The organism is Accumulibacter sp. (assembly GCF_031732815.1).
Lineage (GTDB): Bacteria > Pseudomonadota > Gammaproteobacteria > Burkholderiales > Rhodocyclaceae > Accumulibacter.
This window is the reverse complement of the sequence record NZ_JAVMKF010000215.1, coordinates 1-20,649: the sequence shown is the minus strand read 5'-3', so window position 1 is coordinate 20,649 and position 20,649 is coordinate 1. Positions and strand designations below refer to the sequence as shown.

The following is a 20,649-nucleotide window of genomic DNA, read 5'->3' as shown; positions in this document are numbered from 1 at the left end:
GGTAGCCACCGTACTCCTGGTTGAAATCGATCGGCACCTGATAGCGATTGCGCAACTCGGCAAGATCGCGGTTGAGCGTCGCACGCGAGATGCCGAACTTTTCCAGCAGTTCGCTGCGATAGACGATGCGCCGCCGGCCCAGGAGTTCCTGAATCTTATGCAGGCGGTCGATCCGACGGCTTTCAGTCATGGCTTTCCTCTTCTCCGTGATGACGTACGACTGATCCGGGCCGGATCGGCCACCGGTTCAGCGAGCATGCCGTAGCGAGTTGCGGCTGCGCCGTGCAGGCGCCCTTCCCTAGCGGGTCAGCGCCATGAACAACTCGGGCAGGCGTTGGGGGAGACGTTCGATATGGTCGATCACCGAATAGCGCCGGCCAAAGATGTCGCCGACGTAGTCGTCGGCTTGCCGGTCGAGGCTGATGCAGAAGGTGAAGATGCCCTGCCCGTCGAGTTCGCCGACGGCCTTGCGCGCGTCTTCGATCAGGCGGCGCTCGTCCGGTTCGTCGACGTCCGCCGGCTGGCCGTCGGTCAGGACGAGGAGCAGCTTCTTGCCCGCTGGTCGCGCCTGCAGATAATGCGCGGCGTGCCGCAATGCAGCGCCCATGCGCGTCGAGTCGCCCGGCCGGATCGCCGCCAGGCGCCGTTTGACGGTTTCGCCCCAGGGCTCGCTGAAGCCCTTGAGGTGCAGGTAGCGCACCTCGTGCCGGGTGTCGGAGTGGAAGCCGGCGATGGCGAACGCGTCGCCCAGTTGCTCGATCGCCCAGGCGAGCAGCGCGACGGCCTCCTGACCGAGTTCGAGGATCGTTTGCGAACTCTCCGGAAGCGGGTCGCCAAGCGAGCGCGAAAGGTCGAGCAAAAGGAGCACGGCGAGGTTGCGGCCGCTCGTACGATGGCTGAAGTTGATCCGCGGATCGGGTACGGCGCCGCTGCGCAGGTCGGCCAGAGAGCGCAGCGCGAGGTCGTGATCAAGGTCGGCGCCGTCTTCCTGATAGCGGACACGCACCCGGTCCTGCGGCCGGAGGAGGTCGAGAAGGCGCTGCAGGCGGCGGGCGAGCCGCGCGTGCTTGGTGAGCAGGCGATCGATCAGCGTCGCATCGCCGGGCGCATGCAGGCTTTCGTAGAGGCTCACCCAGTCGAGCCGGTAGCTCTGGCTGCGGTAATCCCACTCGGGGTAGTGACGCGGCGGCAGGTGCATGATTTCGTTCGCCACTTGCCGCGCGCGCGGCGTCGCGAAGAATTCCTCGTCGTCGCTCAGTTCGTGGTAACGCCAGAGGTGGCGGTTGTCGTCGCGGTAGTCGACCCGCGTATCGGTGAAATGGACGGTCGGCAACTGATCGCCGGCGCGGCGCGTGCGCGCGAGGTAAGCCAGTGCGAGCGCCGCCATCGCTTCGCTGCGCGCCTCGCCGCCGGCCATGGTCAGCGCGAAGCGTCCGGCGAAGTCGTGCAGGTCGGCGTCGCGATAGCCATGCTGGGGGTCGAGGATGGCGCGCGAGAGCATCGCCAGACGGTGGCGCAGGCAGCAAACGAGCGTCGGGTCGCAGGCGTCCTCCAGGGGTTGCGGGTGGAGGGCAAGAAAGATTCTTCGCAGGCCCGGGTAGCGGCGGACGATCAGCGTTTCAATGCGGCTGTCTTCGAAGGTCTCGATCGCCAGGCGCTGTTGCGGGCTGAAGTTGTCGGCGATGAGCGGCTGGCTCCAGCGGCGATGACCCGCGATGTGCGCGAGCGCTGCCTGGTAGCGGTCGATGCCGCGTACACCGTGCGCGTCGTCGAGCACATCCGGCAGGCGGATGCCGTCGGCGTCGTAGTAGGGGCAATCGACAGTGGCCGGCGCGGGTCGCTCGCTGGTACCCGGCCAGGTGGCGGTCAGACCGGTCGGATAGGGCACGAGAGGCGCCGGGTCGTCCCACAGCGCGCGTAGCCCGAGGCCGAGCAGATGTTCGTGATCGACCAGCAGCGTGCCGTGCCGCTCGCGCTGGAAGACGGCGCGGCTGTCGGCGGAGTGCAGGCTGAAATAGGCAGATTGCCGCTGCGGGTGCTCCGCATGGGTGCGCACGCCATAGTCCACCCAGTTGCGCAGACCGGCGATCGTCAGGCTGGCGAGCAGAACAGGCGCCTGGGCGAGAAACGCGGGCAAGCCGGGGCTGGCGTAGGTCTGGTGGATGCCGTGTATCGAGCCGGACGTGCGCTGCATCAGCTCGAGCGTCAGGTCGAGGTAGTGCTGCATCGGCTCGGCTGCCGCCAGACGGCGGGCGACCCCGGCGAGCGACTGCAGGAAAGGCGCGATCGCCTTGCCGTTCGGCGACCTGGCCAGGCTGTGCAGCGCCTGACGCACCCCCGGCAGCGCGCCTTCGCCGACCAGGCGCGCGATCTGCGGCCATTCGGCAAGGAAGATCAATACGGGTTCGACGCCGCGCCCCATGCGGCCGAGAAAACGCCCGCAGTCGAGATAATCGCTGACGCCGGCGGGCGAAAGCGTGCTCGAGGCGGCGCGCAGGCAATCCGCGAAGACCTCGTCGACCTGTGGGAAGCGGCACGCCAGTTGCGCGCGGCCGCTCGCCAGACTTTGCTCCCAGGCGTCGTCGTGGCTGGCCTCGGCGACCATCCGCCAGGCTCAGGCGAAAACCGCGTCGATCGCCTGCTCGAGCGCGGCGCGCACGTCAGCGTCGTCGGTGATCGGCCGCACCAGCGCCATCCGACACGCGTCACCGGGATCGACGCCGGCAGCGATCAGGCGCGCCGCGTAGACCAGCAGCCGGGTCGACACGCCCTCGTCGAGGCCGTGCCCGCGCAGGCGGCGCGCGCTCGCCGCAAGCTGCACCAGTGGCTCGGCGAGCGCGGGCGCGATACCGGCTTCCCGAACGAGAATGGCGCCTTCCAGCGCGGCCTGCGGATAGTCGAAGTCGAGCGCCGTGAAGCGCTGCTTGGTCGATTGCTTGAGATCCTTCATCAGGCTCTGGTAGCCCGGGTTGTACGAGATGACGAGCTGGAAGTCGGCGTGCGCGCGGAGAAGTTCGCCCTTCTTGTCGAGCGGCAGACAGCGCCGGTGGTCGGTCAGCGGGTGAATGACGACCGTCGTATCCTGGCGCGCTTCGACGATTTCGTCCAGGTAGCAGATGGCTCCGATGCGCGCGGCGGTGGTCAGTGGGCCGTCGAGCCAGTGCGTGCCGTCGGCGGAGAGCAGGTAGCGCCCGACGAGGTCGGCTGCGGTCATGTCTTCATTGCAGGCGACGGTGACCAGCGGGCGGTCGAGCTTCCACGCCATGTACTCGATGAAGCGCGACTTGCCGCAGCCGGTCGGCCCCTTGACCATGACCGGCAGACGCGCCGCGTAGGCCGCGGCAAAAAGCTCGATCTCCTTGCCCTGCGGCTGATAGAAGGGTTCGCTGCGCACCCTGAACTGCTCGCCGTCGATCGTCGCCTGCGCCGTTTGTGTCATCGGGAGTCTGCCTGCGGAGTCGCGCGCGGCGGTCAGCGATGCGCCGCGAGCTTTTCTCGCCAGCCGGGGTGAAGTCGGTCGGCGTCGGCCGGGAACGATGCGAAGGCGCGCGCGAACTCGCGGTGCTCGCGTGCCCATTCGATCGGGTCGGCGCCGGCTTTCCAGCATTCGTAGGCCTGGCGCAACGAGATCGCTCCCGCCGCCGGGCTGTCGATGTGGCCATACGATCCGCCGCCAGCGGTGTTGATCACGTTGCCGTGACCGAGATTGGCGAAGAAACCGGGCAGGCGCAAGGCGTTCATGCCGCCCGAGATGATCGGCGTCGTCGGTTTCATGCCGTACCATTTCTGCCGATACGCCGGCCCCTGGTACTCGTCGCGCTCGATGACATAGGCGATCGCCCGATCGTCCGGGCTGCCTTCCATCTTGCCGTAGCCCATCGTTCCGACGTGAATTCCCGAGGCACCCTGCAAGCGGGCCATCTTGGCCAGAACGTAGGCATCGTAGCCGCGCTTCGAACTCGGCGAGGTGACCGCGCCGTGCCCGGCGCGGTGGTAGTGCAGGTACTGGTCGGGATACTGCCGACGTGCCGTGCTCACCATGCCCGGCCCGCCGACGTAGCCATCGACGAGAAAGGCGACCTTGTCGGCGTCCGGGCCGAAAGTCTCCAGAATGTAGTCGGCGCGCGCGCACATTTCGTAGTGATCGTCGGCAGTAATATTGGCCGAGAAGATCTTCGCCTGGCCGGTTTCGTCCTGCGCGCGCTTCATCGCGTCATAAACCAGGGGCATGACTTTCTTCATTGGCGCGAAAACCTGGTTGCCCTGTGGTTCGTCGTTCTTGATGAAGTCGCCGCCGAGCCAGAACTGATACGCTGCCAGCGCGAAGGGTTCCGGGCGCAGACCGAGTTTCGGCTTGATGATCGTGCCGGCAATGTAGCCGCCATCGCGCAGCGGCCGGCCGAGGATGCGCCAGAGGTCGGTGATGTCCTTGGCCGGGCCGTCGAAAAGCTGGATCGCGCGCTCGGGCATGTAGAAGTCGTACATCTTGGCATGCTCGATGTCGCCCATCCCCTGGTTGTTGCCGATGCACAGCGTCAGGAAGGAAACGATCATCATTCGGCCGTCGGTGATGTTGCGGTCGAAGAGGTCGAGCGGATAGGCGATGCGCATGTCGTCGTTCGCTTCGTCGATCGCGTAGACCAGCGCATCGACGCCGCGCGTGAAGTCGTCGGTGGTGCACACCTCGACATTGGTGCCGGTCGACGACTCGGCGGCAAAGTGCGCCGCCGCCTGCAGATAATCGTAGCCCGCCTTGGGCTTCATCCTGTAAGCGACGAGAATGTGTTTGCCGCCTTTGATCAGCGCTTCCTCGTCGAGGCTGAGGTCGGCGTAGCGATTCGATTGGTCCATGCGTGTTTCCTGAGCGATGAAAGGAGGAAGGAACTGCCGACCCGGCGGCAGCCGGGGCTCCGGCGGGGCCGACTGCAGCCTTGATTCGGGCAAGTGTATGCGTCACAATAGATTATTAAAAGTTAAACTTTCTCGGTATTACCGTTAGCAAATGCTTTATTTTCGCGCCTGCCCAAGGGATCGCCTCCAGCTCTCGTGTTGCTTTGCAGCACGCGCCGCCGGAACGTACGCTGCCCGCCTGCAACGGAGTTTGGCAAACCCGGCACTTTTGGCGGATAATCCAGCCCCGTGATGCCTTCCAGACACGCTCCAAGCCGCCGACCATCGTGCCTACTCCCGCCTACAGCCCCCTGACCAGTGCCCTGCGCGTCCTCGCCATGGATGCGGTGCAACAAGCCGACTCCGGACATCCGGGCATGCCCATGGGGATGGCCGAAATCGGCGAGGTTCTCTGGCGCAGACATCTACGCCACAATCCGGGAAACCCGCAGTGGCCCGACCGCGACCGGTTCGTTCTGTCGAACGGTCACGGCTCGATGCTGCTCTACGCGCTGCTCCACCTGAGCGGTTACGCGCTATCCATCGACGACCTGAAGCGCTTCCGGCAGTTGGCTTCGCTCACCCCCGGCCACCCCGAGGTCGGCCATACGCCGGGCGTCGAGACGACCACCGGGCCGCTCGGCCAGGGTCTGGCCAACGCCGTCGGCATGGCGATCGCCGAGCAGGCGCTGGCCGCCGAGTTCAACCGGCCGGGCCATGACATCGTCGACCACTCGACGTATGTCCTGGTCGGCGACGGCTGCCTGATGGAAGGTATTTCGCACGAAGCGTGTTCGCTCGCCGGCACACTCGGCCTGGGCCGCCTGATCGCGATCTACGACGACAACGGAATCTCGATCGACGGCGATGTCGCCGGCTGGTTCACCGACGACACGCCGCAGCGCTTTGCCGCCTACGGTTGGCAGGTGATTGCCGAGGTCGACGGGCACGACGCGCAGGCGATCGACGATGCCCTGCACGCTGCGCGCGCTGAGCGCGCGCGCCCGACGCTGATCTGCTGCAAGACGCACATTGGTCGCGGTTCGCCGAACAAGGTCGACAGTCACGCCGCGCATGGCGCGCCGCTCGGCGCGGCGGAAGTCGCTGCGGCGCGCGCCGAGCTCGCCTGGCCGCACGCCCCGTTCGAGATTCCCGCGGAGATCTACGCGCAGTGGGACGGCCGCACGCGCGGCGCGCTGCTCGAGGACGAGTGGCAGGCGCGCTTTGCCGCCTACCGGACGGCTTTCCCGCAACTTGCCAGCGAGTTCGAGCGGCGGATGCGCGGCGACTTGCCGGCCGACTGGAGCGAGTATGCGGCGCAATGGATCGGCCAAGCGCGGGCGCGTGGTGAGGCAATCGCCACGCGCAAGGCTTCGCAAAATGCAATCGAAGCCTGCGCCGCACGCCTGCCCGAACTGATCGGTGGCTCGGCTGACCTCTCCGGCTCCAACCTCACGCAGTGGCGCGGCGCGCAGGTGATCACGCGCGGGCGGGGCGGCAACTATCTGCACTACGGCGTACGCGAATTCGCGATGACCGCAGTGGCCAACGGCCTGGCGCTGCACGGCGGCTTCATTCCGTTTACCGCGACCTTCCTCGTTTTCTCGGACTACGCGCGCAGCGCCATCCGCATGGCGGCACTGATGAAGCTGCGCCAGATCATGGTCTATACGCACGACTCGATCGGGCTCGGCGAGGATGGTCCGACGCACCAGCCGATCGAGCACCTTGCCTGCCTGCGCCTGATTCCCAACGTCGATGTCTGGCGCCCGGCGGATGCCGGCGAAACCGCGGTTGCCTGGGCGGCCGCGCTCGAGCGCAGCGACGGCCCGACGGTATTGGCCCTGTCGCGGCAGAACCTGCCCGCGCTGACCGGCGAGGTGGCAAGCGCCAGCATTCGCCGCGGCGGCTACGTGCTGGAAGATTGCCAGCAACCGCAGGTCGTCCTGATCGCCACCGGATCGGAAGTGCAACTCGCCGTCGACGCCAGCCGCGCGCTGGCCGCCGAAGGCATTGGCGCACGCGTCGTCTCGCTCCCCTGCGCCGAGGTTTTCGAGCGGCAGGATGCGTCGTACCAGAATGCTGTACTGCCGCGCACCCTGCCGCGGCTGTCGATTGAAGCAGGGGTAAGCAGATACTGGCGCAGCACCGTCGGATTCGATGGCGCCACGATCGGCATCGATCGTTTTGGCGTGTCGGCTCCGGCTGGCCGCTTGTTCGACTTTTTCGGTTTCACGGTGACCGGCGTGGTCGACTGCGTGAAATCATTGTTGTAATTCTTCAAGGAGATCGTTTCATGTCAATCAAAGTTGGAATCAACGGTTTCGGGCGTATCGGTCGGATGGTTTTTCGCGCTGCCGTACAGGACTTCGCGAACGATATCGAAGTGGTCGGCATCAACGACCTGCTCGAGCCCGACTATCTGGCCTACATGCTGAAGTACGACTCGGTGCATGGCCGCTTCAAGGGCGACATTTCGGTTGACGGCAACACGCTGGTGGTCAACGGCAAGCGCATTCGCCTGACCGCGGTCAAGGACCCGGCCGAGCTGAAGTGGGATGAAGTTGGCGCCGAAGTCGTCGTCGAATCGACCGGCCTCTTCCTGACGCTCGACACCTGCCAGAAGCACATTGCCGCCGGCGCCAAGAAAGTCATTCAGAGCGCGCCGAGCAAGGACGACACGCCGATGTTCGTTTTCGGCGTCAATCATCAGACCTACGCCGGGCAAACGATCATCTCGAATGCCTCGTGCACGACCAACTGCCTGGCCCCGGTGGCCAAGGTGCTGAACGACAACTGGGGAATCAAGCGCGGCCTGATGACCACGGTGCACGCGGCGACGGCCACTCAGAAGACGGTCGACGGTCCGTCGAACAAGGACTGGCGTGGTGGCCGCGGCATCCTCGAGAACATCATCCCGTCGTCGACCGGCGCCGCCAAGGCGGTGGGCAAGGTCATCCCCGAGCTGAACAAGAAGCTGACCGGCATGGCCTTCCGCGTTCCGACGTCGGACGTTTCAGTCGTCGATCTGACCTGCGAACTGAGCAAGGACGCGACCTACGACGCCATCTGCGCCGCCATGAAGGCAGCCTCGGAAGGCCCGATGAAGGGCGTTCTCGGCTACACCAACGAAAAGGTCGTGGCGACCGACTTCCGCGACGAGAGCTGCACCTCGGTCTTCGACGCCGAAGCCGGAATGGCGCTCGACGGTACGTTCATCAAGGTCGTCGCCTGGTACGACAATGAATGGGGCTATTCCTGCAAGGTGCTGGAAATGGTCAAGGTGATGGCTGGCTGATAAGCCGGCGCAGGGCACCTGCGGGTGCCCTGCCGGAAGTGCCCTGCCAGGCAGGAACAGTAGGAGAAACATGTCGCGAGATACCAAGATCGTCGCCACGCTCGGCCCTGCGTCGTCCAGCGCCGAAGTTCTGGAGCGTATGATCCGCGCCGGCGTCAATGTCGTGCGCCTCAACTTCTCTCATGGCAAACCCGAGGAACACATCGGGCGTGCCCAACTCGTGCGCGAAGCGGCGGCGCGCGTCGGACGCCCGGTCGGCATTCTGGCCGACCTGCAGGGCCCGAAGATCCGCGTCGGCAAATTCGCTGAAGGCAAGAGCTGGCTCGAGAACGGCTCGCGCTTCATCCTCGACGCCAACTGCGAACTCGGCAACAGCGAGCGCGTCGGTCTCGACTACAAAGACCTGACGCGCGACGTTTCCAGCGGCAGCGTGCTGCTGCTCGACGACGGGCGGATCGTCCTCGATGTCGAGCGCGTGGCCGGCTCGGAGATCTTCACCGTCGTCCGCCACGGCGGCGCCCTTTCCGACAACAAGGGAATCAACCGCCAGGGTGGCGGCCTCTCGGCACCCGCGCTGACCGCCAAGGACATGGAAGACATCCGGACCGCGGCGGCGATGGAAGTCGATTTCGTCGCCGTTTCGTTCCCCAAGAGCGCGGCCGACATGTACATGGCCAAGCAACTGATCCACGCGGCGGGTGGGCGGGCGCACACGATCGCCAAGATCGAACGCGTCGAAGCGGTCGCCGCGCTGGAAGAGATCATTGGCGCCTCCGACGGCATCATGGTCGCGCGCGGCGATCTTGCCGTCGAGGTCGGCGACGCCGCAGTGCCCGCGCTGCAGAAGCGAATGATCCGACTGGCGCGCGAGAAGAACCGGCTGGCGATCACCGCGACGCAGATGATGGAGTCGATGATCAACTCGCCGGCGCCAACCCGAGCCGAGGTCTCCGATGTCGCCAATGCCGTCCTCGACGGTACCGACGCGGTCATGCTGTCGGCCGAAACCGCCTCGGGCCGGTATCCGGTGGAAACCGTCGAGGCAATGTCGCGCATCTGCCTGGAAGCCGAGAAATCGGCCGAAGTGACGCTCGACAGCGAGTTTCTCAATCAGGTATTCACACGTATCGATCAGACGATTTCGCTGGCTGCGATCTGGACGGCGCATCACCTCAAGGTGAAGGCGATCGCCGCGCTGACCGAATCCGGCGCGACGGCGCTCTGGATGAGTCGGCTTAACTGCGGTGTCCCGGTGTACGCGCTTACCCCGCGGCCGGAAGCGGTGACCAAGATGAGCCTCTATCGCGCGGTCTTCCCGCTCTTCATGACGCAGCGACCGGCGACGCGCGACGAGCTGCTGCACGACGCGGAACGTCTGCTGATGAACGAAGGCATCGTCGGCAAGGGCGATTTCATCGTGCTCTCGGCCGGCGAGCCGATGGGCACCAGCGGCGGAACCAACACGCTGAAGATCGTTCGCGTCGGCGACCAGCAGTACACCCCGGTCTGACGGCAAGCCGCGAGCGATGTATCCGATCGTCCGTCTGGTCGCTCGACGCGCAGCACCAATCCTGGGAGTCGGCTCCCGCCGGCGACCAGATTCAGGCAACTGAACCATTACTGGAGAAAGCAATCATGCCAATTGTTTCAATGCGTCAATTACTCGACCATGCCGCCGCCAATGGTTATGGTCTGCCCGCATTCAACGTCAATAACATGGAACAGGTCTGGGCGATCATGGAAGCCGCCGCTGAAGTCGATGCGCCGGTGATCATGCAGGCGTCCGCCGGCGCGCGCAAATACGCCGGCGAGCCCTTCCTGCGGCACCAGATTCTCGCCGCGCTGGAAGCCTATCCGCACATTCCGATCGTCATGCACCAGGACCATGGCCAATCGCCGGCAGTGTGCATGGCAGCGATACGCTCCGGCTTCTCATCGGTGATGATGGACGGTTCGCTGATGGCCGACGGCAAGTCGGTCGCCACCTACGAATACAACGTCGAAACGACGAGCAAGGTGGTCGAATTCGCGCACGCCATCGGCGTTTCGGTTGAAGGCGAACTCGGCGTTCTCGGATCGCTGGAAACGATGCGCGGCGACAAGGAAGACGGCCACGGCGCGGAAGGAACGATGACGCGCGAGCAACTCCTGACCGATGTCGAACAGGCCGCCGATTTCGTCAAGCAGACCCAGTGCGACGCGCTGGCGATCGCCATCGGCACCTCGCACGGTGCCTACAAGTTCACCAAGAAGCCGACCGGCGACATTCTGGCGATCGATCGCATCAAGGAAATCCACGAGCGCATCCCGAACTGCCACCTGGTCATGCACGGTTCCTCGTCGGTGCCACAGGAACTGCTCGCCGAGATTCGCGAGTTCGGCGGCGACATGAAGGAAACCTACGGCGTGCCGGTGGAAGAAATCGTCACCGGCATCAAACACGGTGTGCGCAAGGTGAACATCGACACCGACATTCGCCTCGCGATGACCGGCGCCATCCGCCGCTACTTCGCCGAGAACCCGGCCAAGTTCGACCCGCGCGACTACCTGAAGCCAGCGCGTGAAGCGGCCAAGAAGATCTGCCGTGCGCGCTTCGAGGCCTTTGGCACCGCCGGTCAGGCGAGCAAGATCAAGGTGATTCCGCTCGACAAGATGGCTGAGCGCTACAAGAGCGGCGAGTTGAGCCAGACCGTTCGCTAGGCCACGCAAGGCAAGGCCGCGCCGCTTGTACGAGCGGCGCGGTTTTTTTTTGTTTCGGCCGGCGGCACGGCCGGCTGACCGCGAGCTTCGCCGCTCGTCGCTCCGCCGGAGCGTCGGGCGTTGGCGATCTGCCCTATAATCCCTGCCCTCACTGCCTCTCGTTGAACCGCCCGCCTTACCTGGATCGCCAACGTGTCTGAACCTCTTTTTCAGTCGACCCTGCGCAGCCTGCCCTTGCTCGGCCGGGGCAAGGTGCGCGACATCTACGCGCTTGACGACGACAAACTTCTGATCGTCACCAGCGACCGGCTTTCCGCCTTCGATGTCGTCTTGCCCGATCCGATCCCCGACAAGGGCAAGGTGCTCACCCGTCTGGCCAGCTTCTGGTTCAGCCGTCTGGCCGGAATCGTGGCCAACCAGCTGACCGGAATCGACCCGGAAGCCGTCGTCACCGACGACGAGCGCGATCAGGTACGGGGGCGCTCGCTGGTCGTCAGGCGACTGCGCCCGCTGCCGATCGAAGCCGTCGTGCGCGGCTATCTGATCGGTTCGGGCTGGCAGGACTACCAGCGCACCGGTAGCGTTTGCGGCCTCGTGCTGCCGGCCGGGCTGCAACTCGCCAGCCGCCTGCCGGAACCGCTGTTTACCCCAGCGACAAAAGCGGCGATCGGCGCGCACGACGAGAATATTTCCTTCGCCGAGGCGCAGGCCGCGTGCGCGGCAGTGCTGGCCGATGTGCTCGCCACGAGCGGCCGCAGCGCGGCGGTGGTCGGCGAGGAGGCGCTGGCGGCCGCCCTCGCGCTCTACCGCGCCGCGGCTGACTACGCGGCCGCGCGCGGCATCATCATCGCCGACACCAAATTCGAGTTCGGCCTCGATGCCGCCGGCAAGCTGCATCTGATCGACGAAGCGCTGACCCCCGATTCGTCGCGATTCTGGCCGGCCGACGCCTACTGCGCCGGAAGCAATCCACCTTCGTACGACAAGCAGTTCGTGCGCGATTATCTGGCAACGCTGGCCTGGGACAAGCGCGCACCGGGGCCCCGCCTGCCAGCCGAGGTCATCGCCCGGACACGTGCCAAGTACCTCGAGGCGTGCGAGCGTCTGACCGGCGAGCCGTTCGCCGCCTGAGTCCGCGCATGCCGGCCAACTGCCCTTGCCGACTGCCTTTCAGCCAGGAGAATGCATGAGCCAGCCGCTTCCTCCGCCAAATCCTGCCGCAACGCTGCCGGGCATCCGTCAGGTGGCGCTGAACCGTCCGTTAGCCTGGCTGGCCGCCGGTTGGCGTGACCTGCTCGCCAATCCGATCGCCAGTCTGGCCTACGGCCTGCTCTTTGCCATCGCCGGAGATCTGATCACGATCTTTGCCTGGCGCAACGGGCACGTCTTCATTGCCGCAACCTCCGGCTTCTTTCTCGTCGCACCGCTGCTTTCCGGCGGTCTGTACGAAATCAGCCGGCGGCGTGAGTCCGGCCAGTCTTCAACCTTCTTAAGCTCGCTCGCCGGTGGCCGCCGCAACCGGCTGGAACTGCTCAAGCTCGGTCTCCTGCTGGGCGCCATCGGCCTGCTCTGGGAACGCCTGTCGACCGGCCTCTTCCATCTCCTTGCACCCGACCTGACGCCCGACCTGCTCCAACTGCTCGCGGTGGTGCATACCAGCAGCGAGCATCGCGACCTCCTGCTCATCTGGCTGCTCAGCGGCGGAACGCTGGCACTGCTGATCTTCTCGGTGACGGTCGTGTCGGTGCCGCTGCTGCTCGACCGTCCGCTCGGCTTGCTCGTCGCTCTGCGCACCAGCCTGCGCAGCGTCGACGCCAACCTGCTCCTGATGATTCTCTGGGGAGCGATCATCGTCGTCCTTACTGCGCTCGGCTTCCTGACGCTGTTCTTCGGCCTGATCGTCCTCATGCCGCTCATTGGGCACGCTTCCTGGCACGCTTACCGTGAGCTCGTCGAATGACTTTCCTGCCACCCTCGCCTGTCGCCATGCCGCCAGCCGGCCACAGGCCGTAAGGAAACCTGAATGACTTCCTGCATACTCGCCGACAATCCACTGCTCGACTTTTCCGATCTGCCGCGCTTCGATCGCGTTCGCCCGGACGATGTCGAACCGGCGATCACTCACCTGCTTGGCGAAGCCCGCAAGCTGATCGTGAGGCTGACCGACGACGACCTGGCGGCCACCTGGTCATCGTTTGCCGAACCGCTGACCGACGGTCTGGAGCCGCTCGCGCGCGCCTGGGGAGTCGTCGGCCATCTGCACGCGGTCAACGACATCCCCGCCTGGCGTGAGGCTTACAACCGCATGTTGCCCGAGGTCGCCCGCTTCTACGCCGAGCTCGGGCAGAATTTCAAGCTTTTCGCAAAGTACAGGGCAATCGCCGCCAGCCGCGAGTTCGCCCAGTTGCCGACCGCCCGGCAACGCATCGTCGAACACGAACTGCGGGATTTTCGCCTGGCCGGCGCCGAACTTGCGGACGAGCTGAAACCGCGCTTTCAGGCAATCAGCGAGGAACTGGCCAGCCTGGCAGCGAAGTTCTCGGAGAACCTGCTCGACGCAACCAATGCCTTCAGCGAACTGGTGGGTGACGAAGGCGAGCTTTCCGGCTTGCCGGAAGACGTACGGCAGGCGGCGCGCGCAGCCGCCGAGCGCGACGGCAAGGGCGGCTGGAAGTTCACGCTGCACATGCCGTCGTACCTGCCCGTGATGCAGTATGCCGACAGTCGGCGGCTGCGCGCAGCGCTATATCGCGCCTTTGCCACGCGCGCGTCCGAGTTCGGCCCCCCCGAACTGGACAACACCCAGCTCATCCGACGTATTCTCGAATTGCGCCGGGAAGAAGCGCAGTTGCTCGGCTACGCCAACTTCGCCGAGGTTTCGCTGGTTCCCAAGATGGCTGACTCGGTTGCGCAAGTCCTTACCTTCCTGCGCGATCTCGCCGGCAAAGCGCGCCCTTTTGCCGAGCGCGATGTCGCCGAGCTGCGCGCCTTCGCGCGCACCGAGCTCGGCCTGGCAACGCTGGAAGCCTGGGATGTGGCCTACGCTTCGGAGAAGCTGCTGCAGCAGCGCTATGCCTTCTCGGAGCACGAGGTCAAGCAGTACTTCACCGAGGACAAGGTACTGGCCGGCCTGTTTCGCGTCATCGAAACGCTCTTCAGCGTTCGCCTGAAGCCCGACCATGCGCCGCTGTGGCACGACGATGTCCGCTTCTTCCGCATCGAGACGCCGACCGGTGATCTGATCGGTCGCTTCTACCTCGACCTCTATGCGCGCGAGACGAAGCGTGGCGGCGCCTGGATGGACGAAGCGGTCAGCCGCCGACGGGCGCGCGCCGAGTTCCGCGCGGCGACTCCTGACGGAATCCAGAAGCCGGTAGCCTATCTCAACTGCAACTTCGCGCGACCCCTGGTCGACAACGACGGCAAGCTGCGGCCCGCCACTTTCACGCACGACGAGGTCATCACGCTGTTTCACGAAACCGGGCACGGTGTGCACCACCTGCTGACCCGCGTCGACGATCTGCCGGTGGCCGGCATTCATGGCGTCGAGTGGGATGCGGTCGAATTGCCCTCGCAATTCATGGAAAACTATTGCTGGGAATGGAGCGTTCTGCCGGAAATGACGGCGCACGTTGACACCGGAGAAGCGCTTCCGCGTGCGCTGTTCGACAAGATGCTGGCGGCGCGCAACTTCCAGAGCGGCATGCAGACGCTGCGCCAGGTCGAGTTTGCCCTCTTTGACCTGCTGCTGCACAGCGCTTTCGACCCGGCCGGCGAACGCAGCGTGCTCGATCTCCTGAACGAGGTGCGGCGCGAAGTGGCGGTCATCGTTCCCCCCGAGTGGCATCGCTTTCCGCATAGCTTCTCGCACATCTTTGCCGGCGGCTACGCGGCCGGCTACTACAGTTACAAATGGGCAGAAGTACTTTCCGCGGATTGCTACAGCGCTTTCGAGGAAGCGGGCAGCGCCTTCGACCGGACGACCGGCGAGCGCTTCCTGAACGAAATCCTGGCGGTCGGCGGCAGCCGACCGGCGATCGACAGCTTCCTGGCCTTCCGCGGCCGCGCGCCGACGGTCGACGCGCTACTCCGACGAAGCGGCATGATCGCCGCCTAACTTACCGGGAGTTTCCACCATGGGATTTGCCGACGCTTTCCGACGGGCGGCCTTGTTCCTCGGCCTCCTGCTCGCCACGACGATGGTCAACGGCGAGACGACTTATCGCTGGATCGATGCGAAAACGGGCCGCACGGTGATTTCCGATCAGCCACCGCCGCCGGACGCCCGCCAAGTGGTCGTCTACCGGGGGCACGGCACAAGCGGCGAAGATGCCGAGAAGCCGGCGCTTGCGTCGTTTTCCTACGCGGCGCGGCAGGCAAGCGAGAAGTTTCCTGTCGTCCTGTACACCACGGCCGAGTGCGACGAGTGCCGCGAGGCACGCGACTTGCTCACCCGGCGCGGTATCCCCTTCACCGAAAAACTTCTCCGCACCCAGGCGGAATTTGCCGAAGTCAACCAGCAACTCGGCGGCAGGTCGCTCTTGCCCAGCCTGGTGGTCGGCCGCAAGAATCTGCGCGGTTTGACCACTGGCGACTGGAACGAACTGCTCGATCTGGCTGGCTATCCGGCAAGTGCCGCCTACCGCAGTGGTGCAGGCACGCCGAGAGCCGAATAAAGCCGCGCGACGGGCGTTGCCCGACGATGATTCGGTAGCGGCTCACCCAGCCGACCGGCGTCCTTGCCTCGGTCGCAGACCTTGCAGTGAGACAGCGACAGTGGCGCGGAATCTGCCCGCGAGCAGCGCTGCAACACACGCGGCAAAGACGAGCAGCAGCGTTGCGGCTTCTGGAATGACGCCAATTTTCATGCTCCCGCTGACGCCAGCTCGTGGAATCAAGGAATTACCCTGGCCGTCAAAAAGCGGCTGGTCCGCAAAGAACCAGAACGTAGTCTGCTCGCCAAGCGCGGCCGCGCTCTTCAGCCGGGCGAGAAAATCGGATTCAATCGTATTGCTGATCCCCTGCGCGAAGTCGGGCGGGATGTCGAGAAAACCCTGAATCATTCCTGGAAAATCCGGCAGGCTTGACGCCATGCAGGCGACCTGCAGCAGGTAGCCGGCGAGCAAGCTGTCGCCGCTTTGCTCGTCCACGATCCTTATCTCCGTATCCGACAAGTGGGTTCCGCCACCCTCCAGCGGACCAATGGCGATCAACGGATCGATCTGGAAAACGCCTCGCCCGGTGATCGGGTCAAATGCGCCCGAGGCATATCTGATCTGGAGATCGCCAGCAAAGGCAAGCTTGCTGGTCGCCGGATCGAAGAACACGCGTGCCGGATCCGGCGCAGTCGCGGCTTGCGGCTTGTCATCCGCCGGCCTACCGGGGGCCCGCCCGGCAGCCGGCGCTTTCGCCCATTCCGCCTTGGTCATCGCTATTCCGGCGGGCGTATCGACCGGCTTGCCGGTGGCCGGGTCAAGCAGATCGTTCTTGCCCTTGTTGGTCACCCGGTCGAACTTTGCCACGCTGACGTCCATCTGTTGCGTCACACTGTCCGTCCCGCGAGTCTTCAGCGCGTTCTTTATCGCAGCATCAGCCTCCGCATTGGTCGCATACTGGCTTCCGACCAGGTTGGCGATCGACTGCAACACCTTCTTCTGCGCACTGTTGAGGTATTCGTCGCGGTAGAGCGTGACGTGCCCATTTTCGTGGTCGGTCAGTTGCTGCGTCGCTCCGCTCGGCAGATGGATCACGGCTGAACCTGAAACGACAGCGTCCACATGGGTGATCGTGACCTTGCCGCCAGCGCCTGAGGCACGGTAGCGGTAGGATGCATCCACCTTATAGACCGCGGCGCCCGCTTCGTCCGGCTTGAGGATCGGGGCTCCCTGGGCGTCAACCGGCGGGCCCGGCAAGTCACCGGGAGTGTTTGGGTCGGCTGCTGCACCCGCCGGCTTGGCCGGATCAAAGAAGTGAGTCTGCGTCGCCCCCCAAGGTTCCACTGTCACCGTGGTGTCACCAGCCAGCACTGGCCGCGAACTCACGACAAGCAGCCAGGAGATCAGGCCTACGGCAGCTATGCGGATGACCGAGCATTCCCAATCGTGCATGATGATTTCCCTCCCTGGAACAATATTAGGCGAAAAATCGGTCGTTCCATCATCTGCGGTGACGCCGTCGCCGGGGCTTGTCGCGGGATGCAAGCCGGGCACCTCAGGACGTCGATTTTCCCGCCGGCTTGAGCAAGTTCGGACAACTCCGGGCTGTCCAGTCGGCTATAATCGAAGCCTGTTCTGGAGACTCATCATGGCTCGACGCCGCATCAACACGCTGCAGCGCGCACCGGCAACGCCCTCGCTGCACCCGCCGCTGCTTTTCATCCATGGCGGTTACGTCGACGCCCGCTGCTGGGACGCGCATTTCCTGCCATTCTTCGCCGCTCGAGGCTACGAGTGTCACGCGCTCGACCTGGGCGGACACGGCCAGAGCGAGGGAGAAAGTGATCTCGACTCTTTGAGCCTGGACGATTACCACGCCGATGTACTGCAGGTCATCGAGCAGCTTGATCGCAAGCCGATCATCATTGGCCACTCGATGGGCGCTTTTCTCGCCGAGCGCGTGCTCGAGGAGTCGCGCGCTGAAGCCGGAGTCCTGATGTCGCCGGTGCCGCCCGGCGGCACCCTGGAATCGGCGATCCGGCTCTTCTTCCAGCACCCGCAGTTTCTCGGCGCCGTCTTCCAGATGAGCAAGGGGATTTTCGACAGCCAAGCGCTGGGCCTGATCAAACAGGTCTACTTTTCGCCCGATACGAGCGACCAGGTGCTGGCTGAGTTCACCCACCTGGTGCAGCCCGAGTCGCTGCGCGCCATCTGCGATCTGTCGCTGCTCTTCTGGCGTTGGCCGCCACGCACGCCAGCGCTGCCGGTGCTCGTCGTCGGCGGCGAAGCGGACGCGGTCTTCCCGCCCTACATGACGGAGCGCGTCGCCCGGCGCTGGCATGGCGAGTTGCGCATCATTCCTGGCGCGGGGCACGCGATGATCGTCGATCAGCAGTGGGAGCGGTGTGCCGCACCAGTGCTGGCATGGTTGCAGCAACTCGCGCCACAGCCGCAGCCGCGCGCGCGGGGTGCGGCTGCCCTCACCTGCCCCGCCTGAGAACTCAGACAGCCGCGCGCTCGGGCCAGAGGTCGGCGCGGCGTGCTTTCTTCGGCCAACGGGCACGTCAGGCAGAGCAAACGTCGTCGCGCCCTGGCGTATAATCCGCTGTCTTCCAACTGATAAGAGATCACCATCATGGGTCTGGATCGTGTGCCCGCCGGCAAAGCGCTACCGAACGACTTCAACGTCATCATCGAGATTCCGATGCACGCTGATCCGGTGAAGTACGAAGTGGACAAGGAGAGCGGGGCCGTCTTCGTCGATCGTTTCATGTCCACCGCGATGCACTATCCGTGCAACTACGGCTATATCCCGCACACCATCGCCGGCGATGACGATCCGGTAGACGTGCTCGTGATCACCCAGTTTGCCCTGCCACCGGGCGTTGTCGTGCGTTGCCGGCCGATTGGCCTGCTGGCGATGGAAGACGAATCGGGACAGGACGGCAAGGTGCTCGCGGTACCTGTCGACAGCCTGACGCCGATGTATCGCGATGTCGAGACGCCGCGCGATTTTCCCCAGGTCGTGCTAGATCAGATCGCGCATTTTTTCGCGCACTACAAGGATCTCGAACGCGGCAAGTTCGTCAAGGTCAGCGGCTGGCTGGGCAGCGAGGAAGCCAAGAAAGAGATTCTCGACGGCGTCGAGCGCTACGCAAGCGCCAAGGAAAAGCCCGCCTTCTGAGCACCACGCGAGTCGACTCCCCGCGCCGAGCGCCTGCGCGCCCCGCTTGCCCGTTGCTGCCGCCATGTCCCTGAAAATTGCCATTGCTCAGATCAACGCGACCGTCGGCGGCCTCGCTGGCAATGCAGCGCGCATTCTCGACTTTGCCGAACGCGCCCGACAGCAGGGCGCCGACCTGCTGCTCACGCCCGAACTGGCGCTTTCCGGCTACCCGCCGGAAGACCTGCTGCTGCGCGATGACTTCTACGCCGCCTGCGAAGGCGAACTGAACAGCCTGGCCAGCCGTCTGCCGGGAATAGCCGTTCTCGTCGGCCACCCCGAGAAGCGCGCCGGCAAGTGCTTCAACGCCGCGACCTTGCTCAGTGGCGGCGAGCGTCAAGGCACTTACCACAAGCAGCGGCTGCCGAGCTACGAGGTATTCGACGAAGAGCGCTATTTCGAGTCAGGGAGCGGGCCCTGCGTGCTGACGATCAACGGCGTGCGTTGCGGCGTCAACATTTGCGCCGACGTCTGGGAGGCCGGCGCTGCCGACCGCGCGCGCGCGGCCGGGGCGGAAATCCTGCTCGTGCTCAATGCGTCGCCCTACCACATCGGCAAACGCGAACGGCGCACCGGAGTTCTGCGCGCGCGCGTCGCCAGCACCGGCTTGCCGGTGGTTTACGCCAATCTGGCCGGCGGCCAGGACGAACTCGTCTTCGACGGCGGATCGTTCGCGCTCGACTCGCGCGGTCAGTTATGCCGCCAGTTGCCACAATTCACCGAGGCTCTCGGGCTGGTCGAGTTCGCCGACGGCGATCTGATCGGCGGCGAGATCGCCGAGGCACCGTGCCAGGAAGCCGAGGTCTACCAGGCGCTCGTCCTTGGCGTGCGCGACTACCTCGGCAAGAACGGTTTTCCCGGCGCGATCATCGGTCTCTCCGGCGGGATCGATTCGGCGCTCACCTTGTGCATCGCGGTCGATGCGCTGGGGGCCGACAAGGTGCGCGCAGTCATGATGCCCTCGCCGTACACAGCCGAACTCAGCCTCTCCGAATCGCGCGAGATGGTCCGCCTGCTCGGCGTGCGCTACGACGAGATCCCGATTGAAGCGGCAATGCAGACCTTCGCCGCGCTCCTCGCCGCGCAGTTCGCCGGCCTTGCGGCCGACACCACGGAAGAGAATCTGCAGGCGCGAATCCGCGGCATGATCCTGATGGCCCTGTCCAACAAGACCGGCTCGCTCGTCCTGACGACCGGCAACAAGTCGGAAATGGCGGTCGGCTATTGCACGCTCTACGGCGACATGGCTGGCGGCTTCGCGGTGATCAAGGACATCGTCAAGACGCTGGTCTACCGCCTGGCGCGCTGGCGCAACACGCTGTCCTGCGCGATTCCCGAAAAGATCATCACCCGCCCACCCTCGGCCGAGCTGAAGCCGGGGCAGACCGACCAGGACAGCCTGCCGCCCTACGCCGTCCTCGATGATATCGTTGAGGCCTACATGGTCAAGGAGCTCAGCCCGCGCGAGATCATCGCCCAGGGTCATTCGCCAGCCGACGTGCGGCGCGTCGTGCATCTGTTGAAGATCAGCGAATACAAGCGGCGCCAAGCGCCCGTCGGCATTCGCGTGACGCAACGGGGTTTTGGCAAGGACTGGCGCTATCCGATTACCAATCATTACCGCGACCCCTACTGAGCGTCCGCGCTTCACGCGATTTCTGATACGATTTCCGGACGACTTTCAACGGAGACTTGACCATGAAAAAAATCGAAGCGATCATCAAACCGTTCAAGCTTGACGAAGTGCGTGAGGCGCTTTCGGAAATCGGTGTCACCGGGCTGACGGTGACCGAAGTCAAGGGTTTCGGCCGCCAGAAGGGGCATACCGAACTCTATCGCGGCGCCGAGTACGTGGTCGATTTTCTGCCCAAGGTCAAGATCGA

Annotated in this window: 17 protein-coding genes; 12 read left to right on the top strand and 5 right to left on the bottom strand. The window is 64.9% G+C overall.

Going from position 1 to position 20,649, the window contains the following annotated elements:
- From RKP46_RS13660 to RKP46_RS13645, 4 genes are all read right to left on the bottom strand, one after another.
- Positions 1 to 190: HTH domain-containing protein (locus RKP46_RS13660; RefSeq protein ID WP_311107141.1), on the bottom strand; the 190-nt coding region annotated here is incomplete at its 3' end.
- 108 nt (positions 191 to 298) lie between these two features.
- On the bottom strand, positions 299 to 2,605 hold the full coding sequence (locus RKP46_RS13655) for a nitric oxide reductase activation protein NorD (protein ID WP_311107140.1): 2,307 nt from the start codon (positions 2,603 to 2,605) through the stop codon (positions 299 to 301).
- Positions 2,606 to 2,614: 9 nt separating this feature from the next.
- Complete coding sequence (locus RKP46_RS13650) at positions 2,615 to 3,439, bottom strand: CbbQ/NirQ/NorQ/GpvN family protein (RefSeq protein WP_311107139.1); 825 nt, start codon at positions 3,437 to 3,439, stop codon at positions 2,615 to 2,617.
- 32 nt (positions 3,440 to 3,471) lie between these two features.
- Positions 3,472 to 4,851, bottom strand: coding sequence for a ribulose-bisphosphate carboxylase (locus tag RKP46_RS13645; protein ID WP_311107138.1), 1,380 nt, complete (start codon positions 4,849 to 4,851; stop codon positions 3,472 to 3,474).
- A 326-nt stretch (positions 4,852 to 5,177) separates the two neighbouring features.
- On the opposite strand from RKP46_RS13645, the gene tkt reads away from it, so the two are divergent.
- The 8 genes from tkt (at position 5,178) to RKP46_RS13605 (ending at position 15,564) form a co-directional block, all read left to right on the top strand.
- Positions 5,178 to 7,166: a transketolase gene (gene tkt / locus RKP46_RS13640; protein WP_311107137.1), complete on the top strand. Its 1,989-nt coding sequence runs from the start codon at positions 5,178 to 5,180 to the stop codon at positions 7,164 to 7,166.
- 20 nt (positions 7,167 to 7,186) lie between these two features.
- Positions 7,187 to 8,188: a type I glyceraldehyde-3-phosphate dehydrogenase gene (gap, locus tag RKP46_RS13635; RefSeq protein WP_311107136.1), complete on the top strand. Its 1,002-nt coding sequence runs from the start codon at positions 7,187 to 7,189 to the stop codon at positions 8,186 to 8,188.
- Between the two features lie 70 nt (positions 8,189 to 8,258).
- Positions 8,259 to 9,698 (top strand): pyruvate kinase, encoded by a 1,440-nt coding sequence (gene pyk / locus RKP46_RS13630; RefSeq protein WP_311107135.1) that lies wholly within the window; start codon positions 8,259 to 8,261, stop codon positions 9,696 to 9,698.
- A 125-nt stretch (positions 9,699 to 9,823) separates the two neighbouring features.
- A complete protein-coding gene (gene fba / locus RKP46_RS13625) occupies positions 9,824 to 10,888 on the top strand; it encodes a class II fructose-bisphosphate aldolase (RefSeq protein ID WP_311099459.1) in 1,065 nt (354 codons plus the stop codon).
- Between the two features lie 192 nt (positions 10,889 to 11,080).
- On the top strand, positions 11,081 to 12,019 hold the full coding sequence (locus RKP46_RS13620; RefSeq protein WP_311107134.1) for a phosphoribosylaminoimidazolesuccinocarboxamide synthase: 939 nt from the start codon (positions 11,081 to 11,083) through the stop codon (positions 12,017 to 12,019).
- Between the two features lie 55 nt (positions 12,020 to 12,074).
- Positions 12,075 to 12,848, top strand: a complete 774-nt coding sequence (locus RKP46_RS13615; protein ID WP_311107133.1) for a DUF2189 domain-containing protein — start codon at positions 12,075 to 12,077, stop codon at positions 12,846 to 12,848.
- Positions 12,849 to 12,911: 63 nt separating this feature from the next.
- Positions 12,912 to 15,005 (top strand): M3 family metallopeptidase, encoded by a 2,094-nt coding sequence (locus tag RKP46_RS13610; RefSeq protein WP_311107132.1) that lies wholly within the window; start codon positions 12,912 to 12,914, stop codon positions 15,003 to 15,005.
- Positions 15,006 to 15,024: 19 nt separating this feature from the next.
- Entirely contained in the window at positions 15,025 to 15,564 is a 540-nt protein-coding gene (locus tag RKP46_RS13605; protein WP_311107131.1) for a glutaredoxin family protein, read from the top strand.
- A gap of 42 nt (positions 15,565 to 15,606) precedes the next feature.
- On the opposite strand, the gene RKP46_RS13600 is transcribed toward RKP46_RS13605, so the two are convergent.
- Positions 15,607 to 16,995 (bottom strand): hypothetical protein, encoded by a 1,389-nt coding sequence (locus tag RKP46_RS13600; protein ID WP_311107130.1) that lies wholly within the window; start codon positions 16,993 to 16,995, stop codon positions 15,607 to 15,609.
- 196 nt (positions 16,996 to 17,191) lie between these two features.
- Between RKP46_RS13600 and RKP46_RS13595 the strand changes: the two genes are divergently transcribed.
- The 4 genes from RKP46_RS13595 to RKP46_RS13580 all read left to right on the top strand — a co-directional run.
- A complete protein-coding gene (locus RKP46_RS13595) occupies positions 17,192 to 18,040 on the top strand; it encodes an alpha/beta hydrolase (protein ID WP_311107129.1) in 849 nt (282 codons plus the stop codon).
- A gap of 138 nt (positions 18,041 to 18,178) precedes the next feature.
- Positions 18,179 to 18,727: an inorganic diphosphatase gene (ppa, locus tag RKP46_RS13590; protein WP_311107128.1), complete on the top strand. Its 549-nt coding sequence runs from the start codon at positions 18,179 to 18,181 to the stop codon at positions 18,725 to 18,727.
- A 64-nt stretch (positions 18,728 to 18,791) separates the two neighbouring features.
- Entirely contained in the window at positions 18,792 to 20,402 is a 1,611-nt protein-coding gene (locus RKP46_RS13585) for an NAD+ synthase (protein ID WP_311107127.1), read from the top strand.
- A gap of 62 nt (positions 20,403 to 20,464) precedes the next feature.
- Positions 20,465 to 20,649: P-II family nitrogen regulator (locus RKP46_RS13580; protein ID WP_311107126.1), on the top strand; the 185-nt coding region annotated here is incomplete at its 3' end.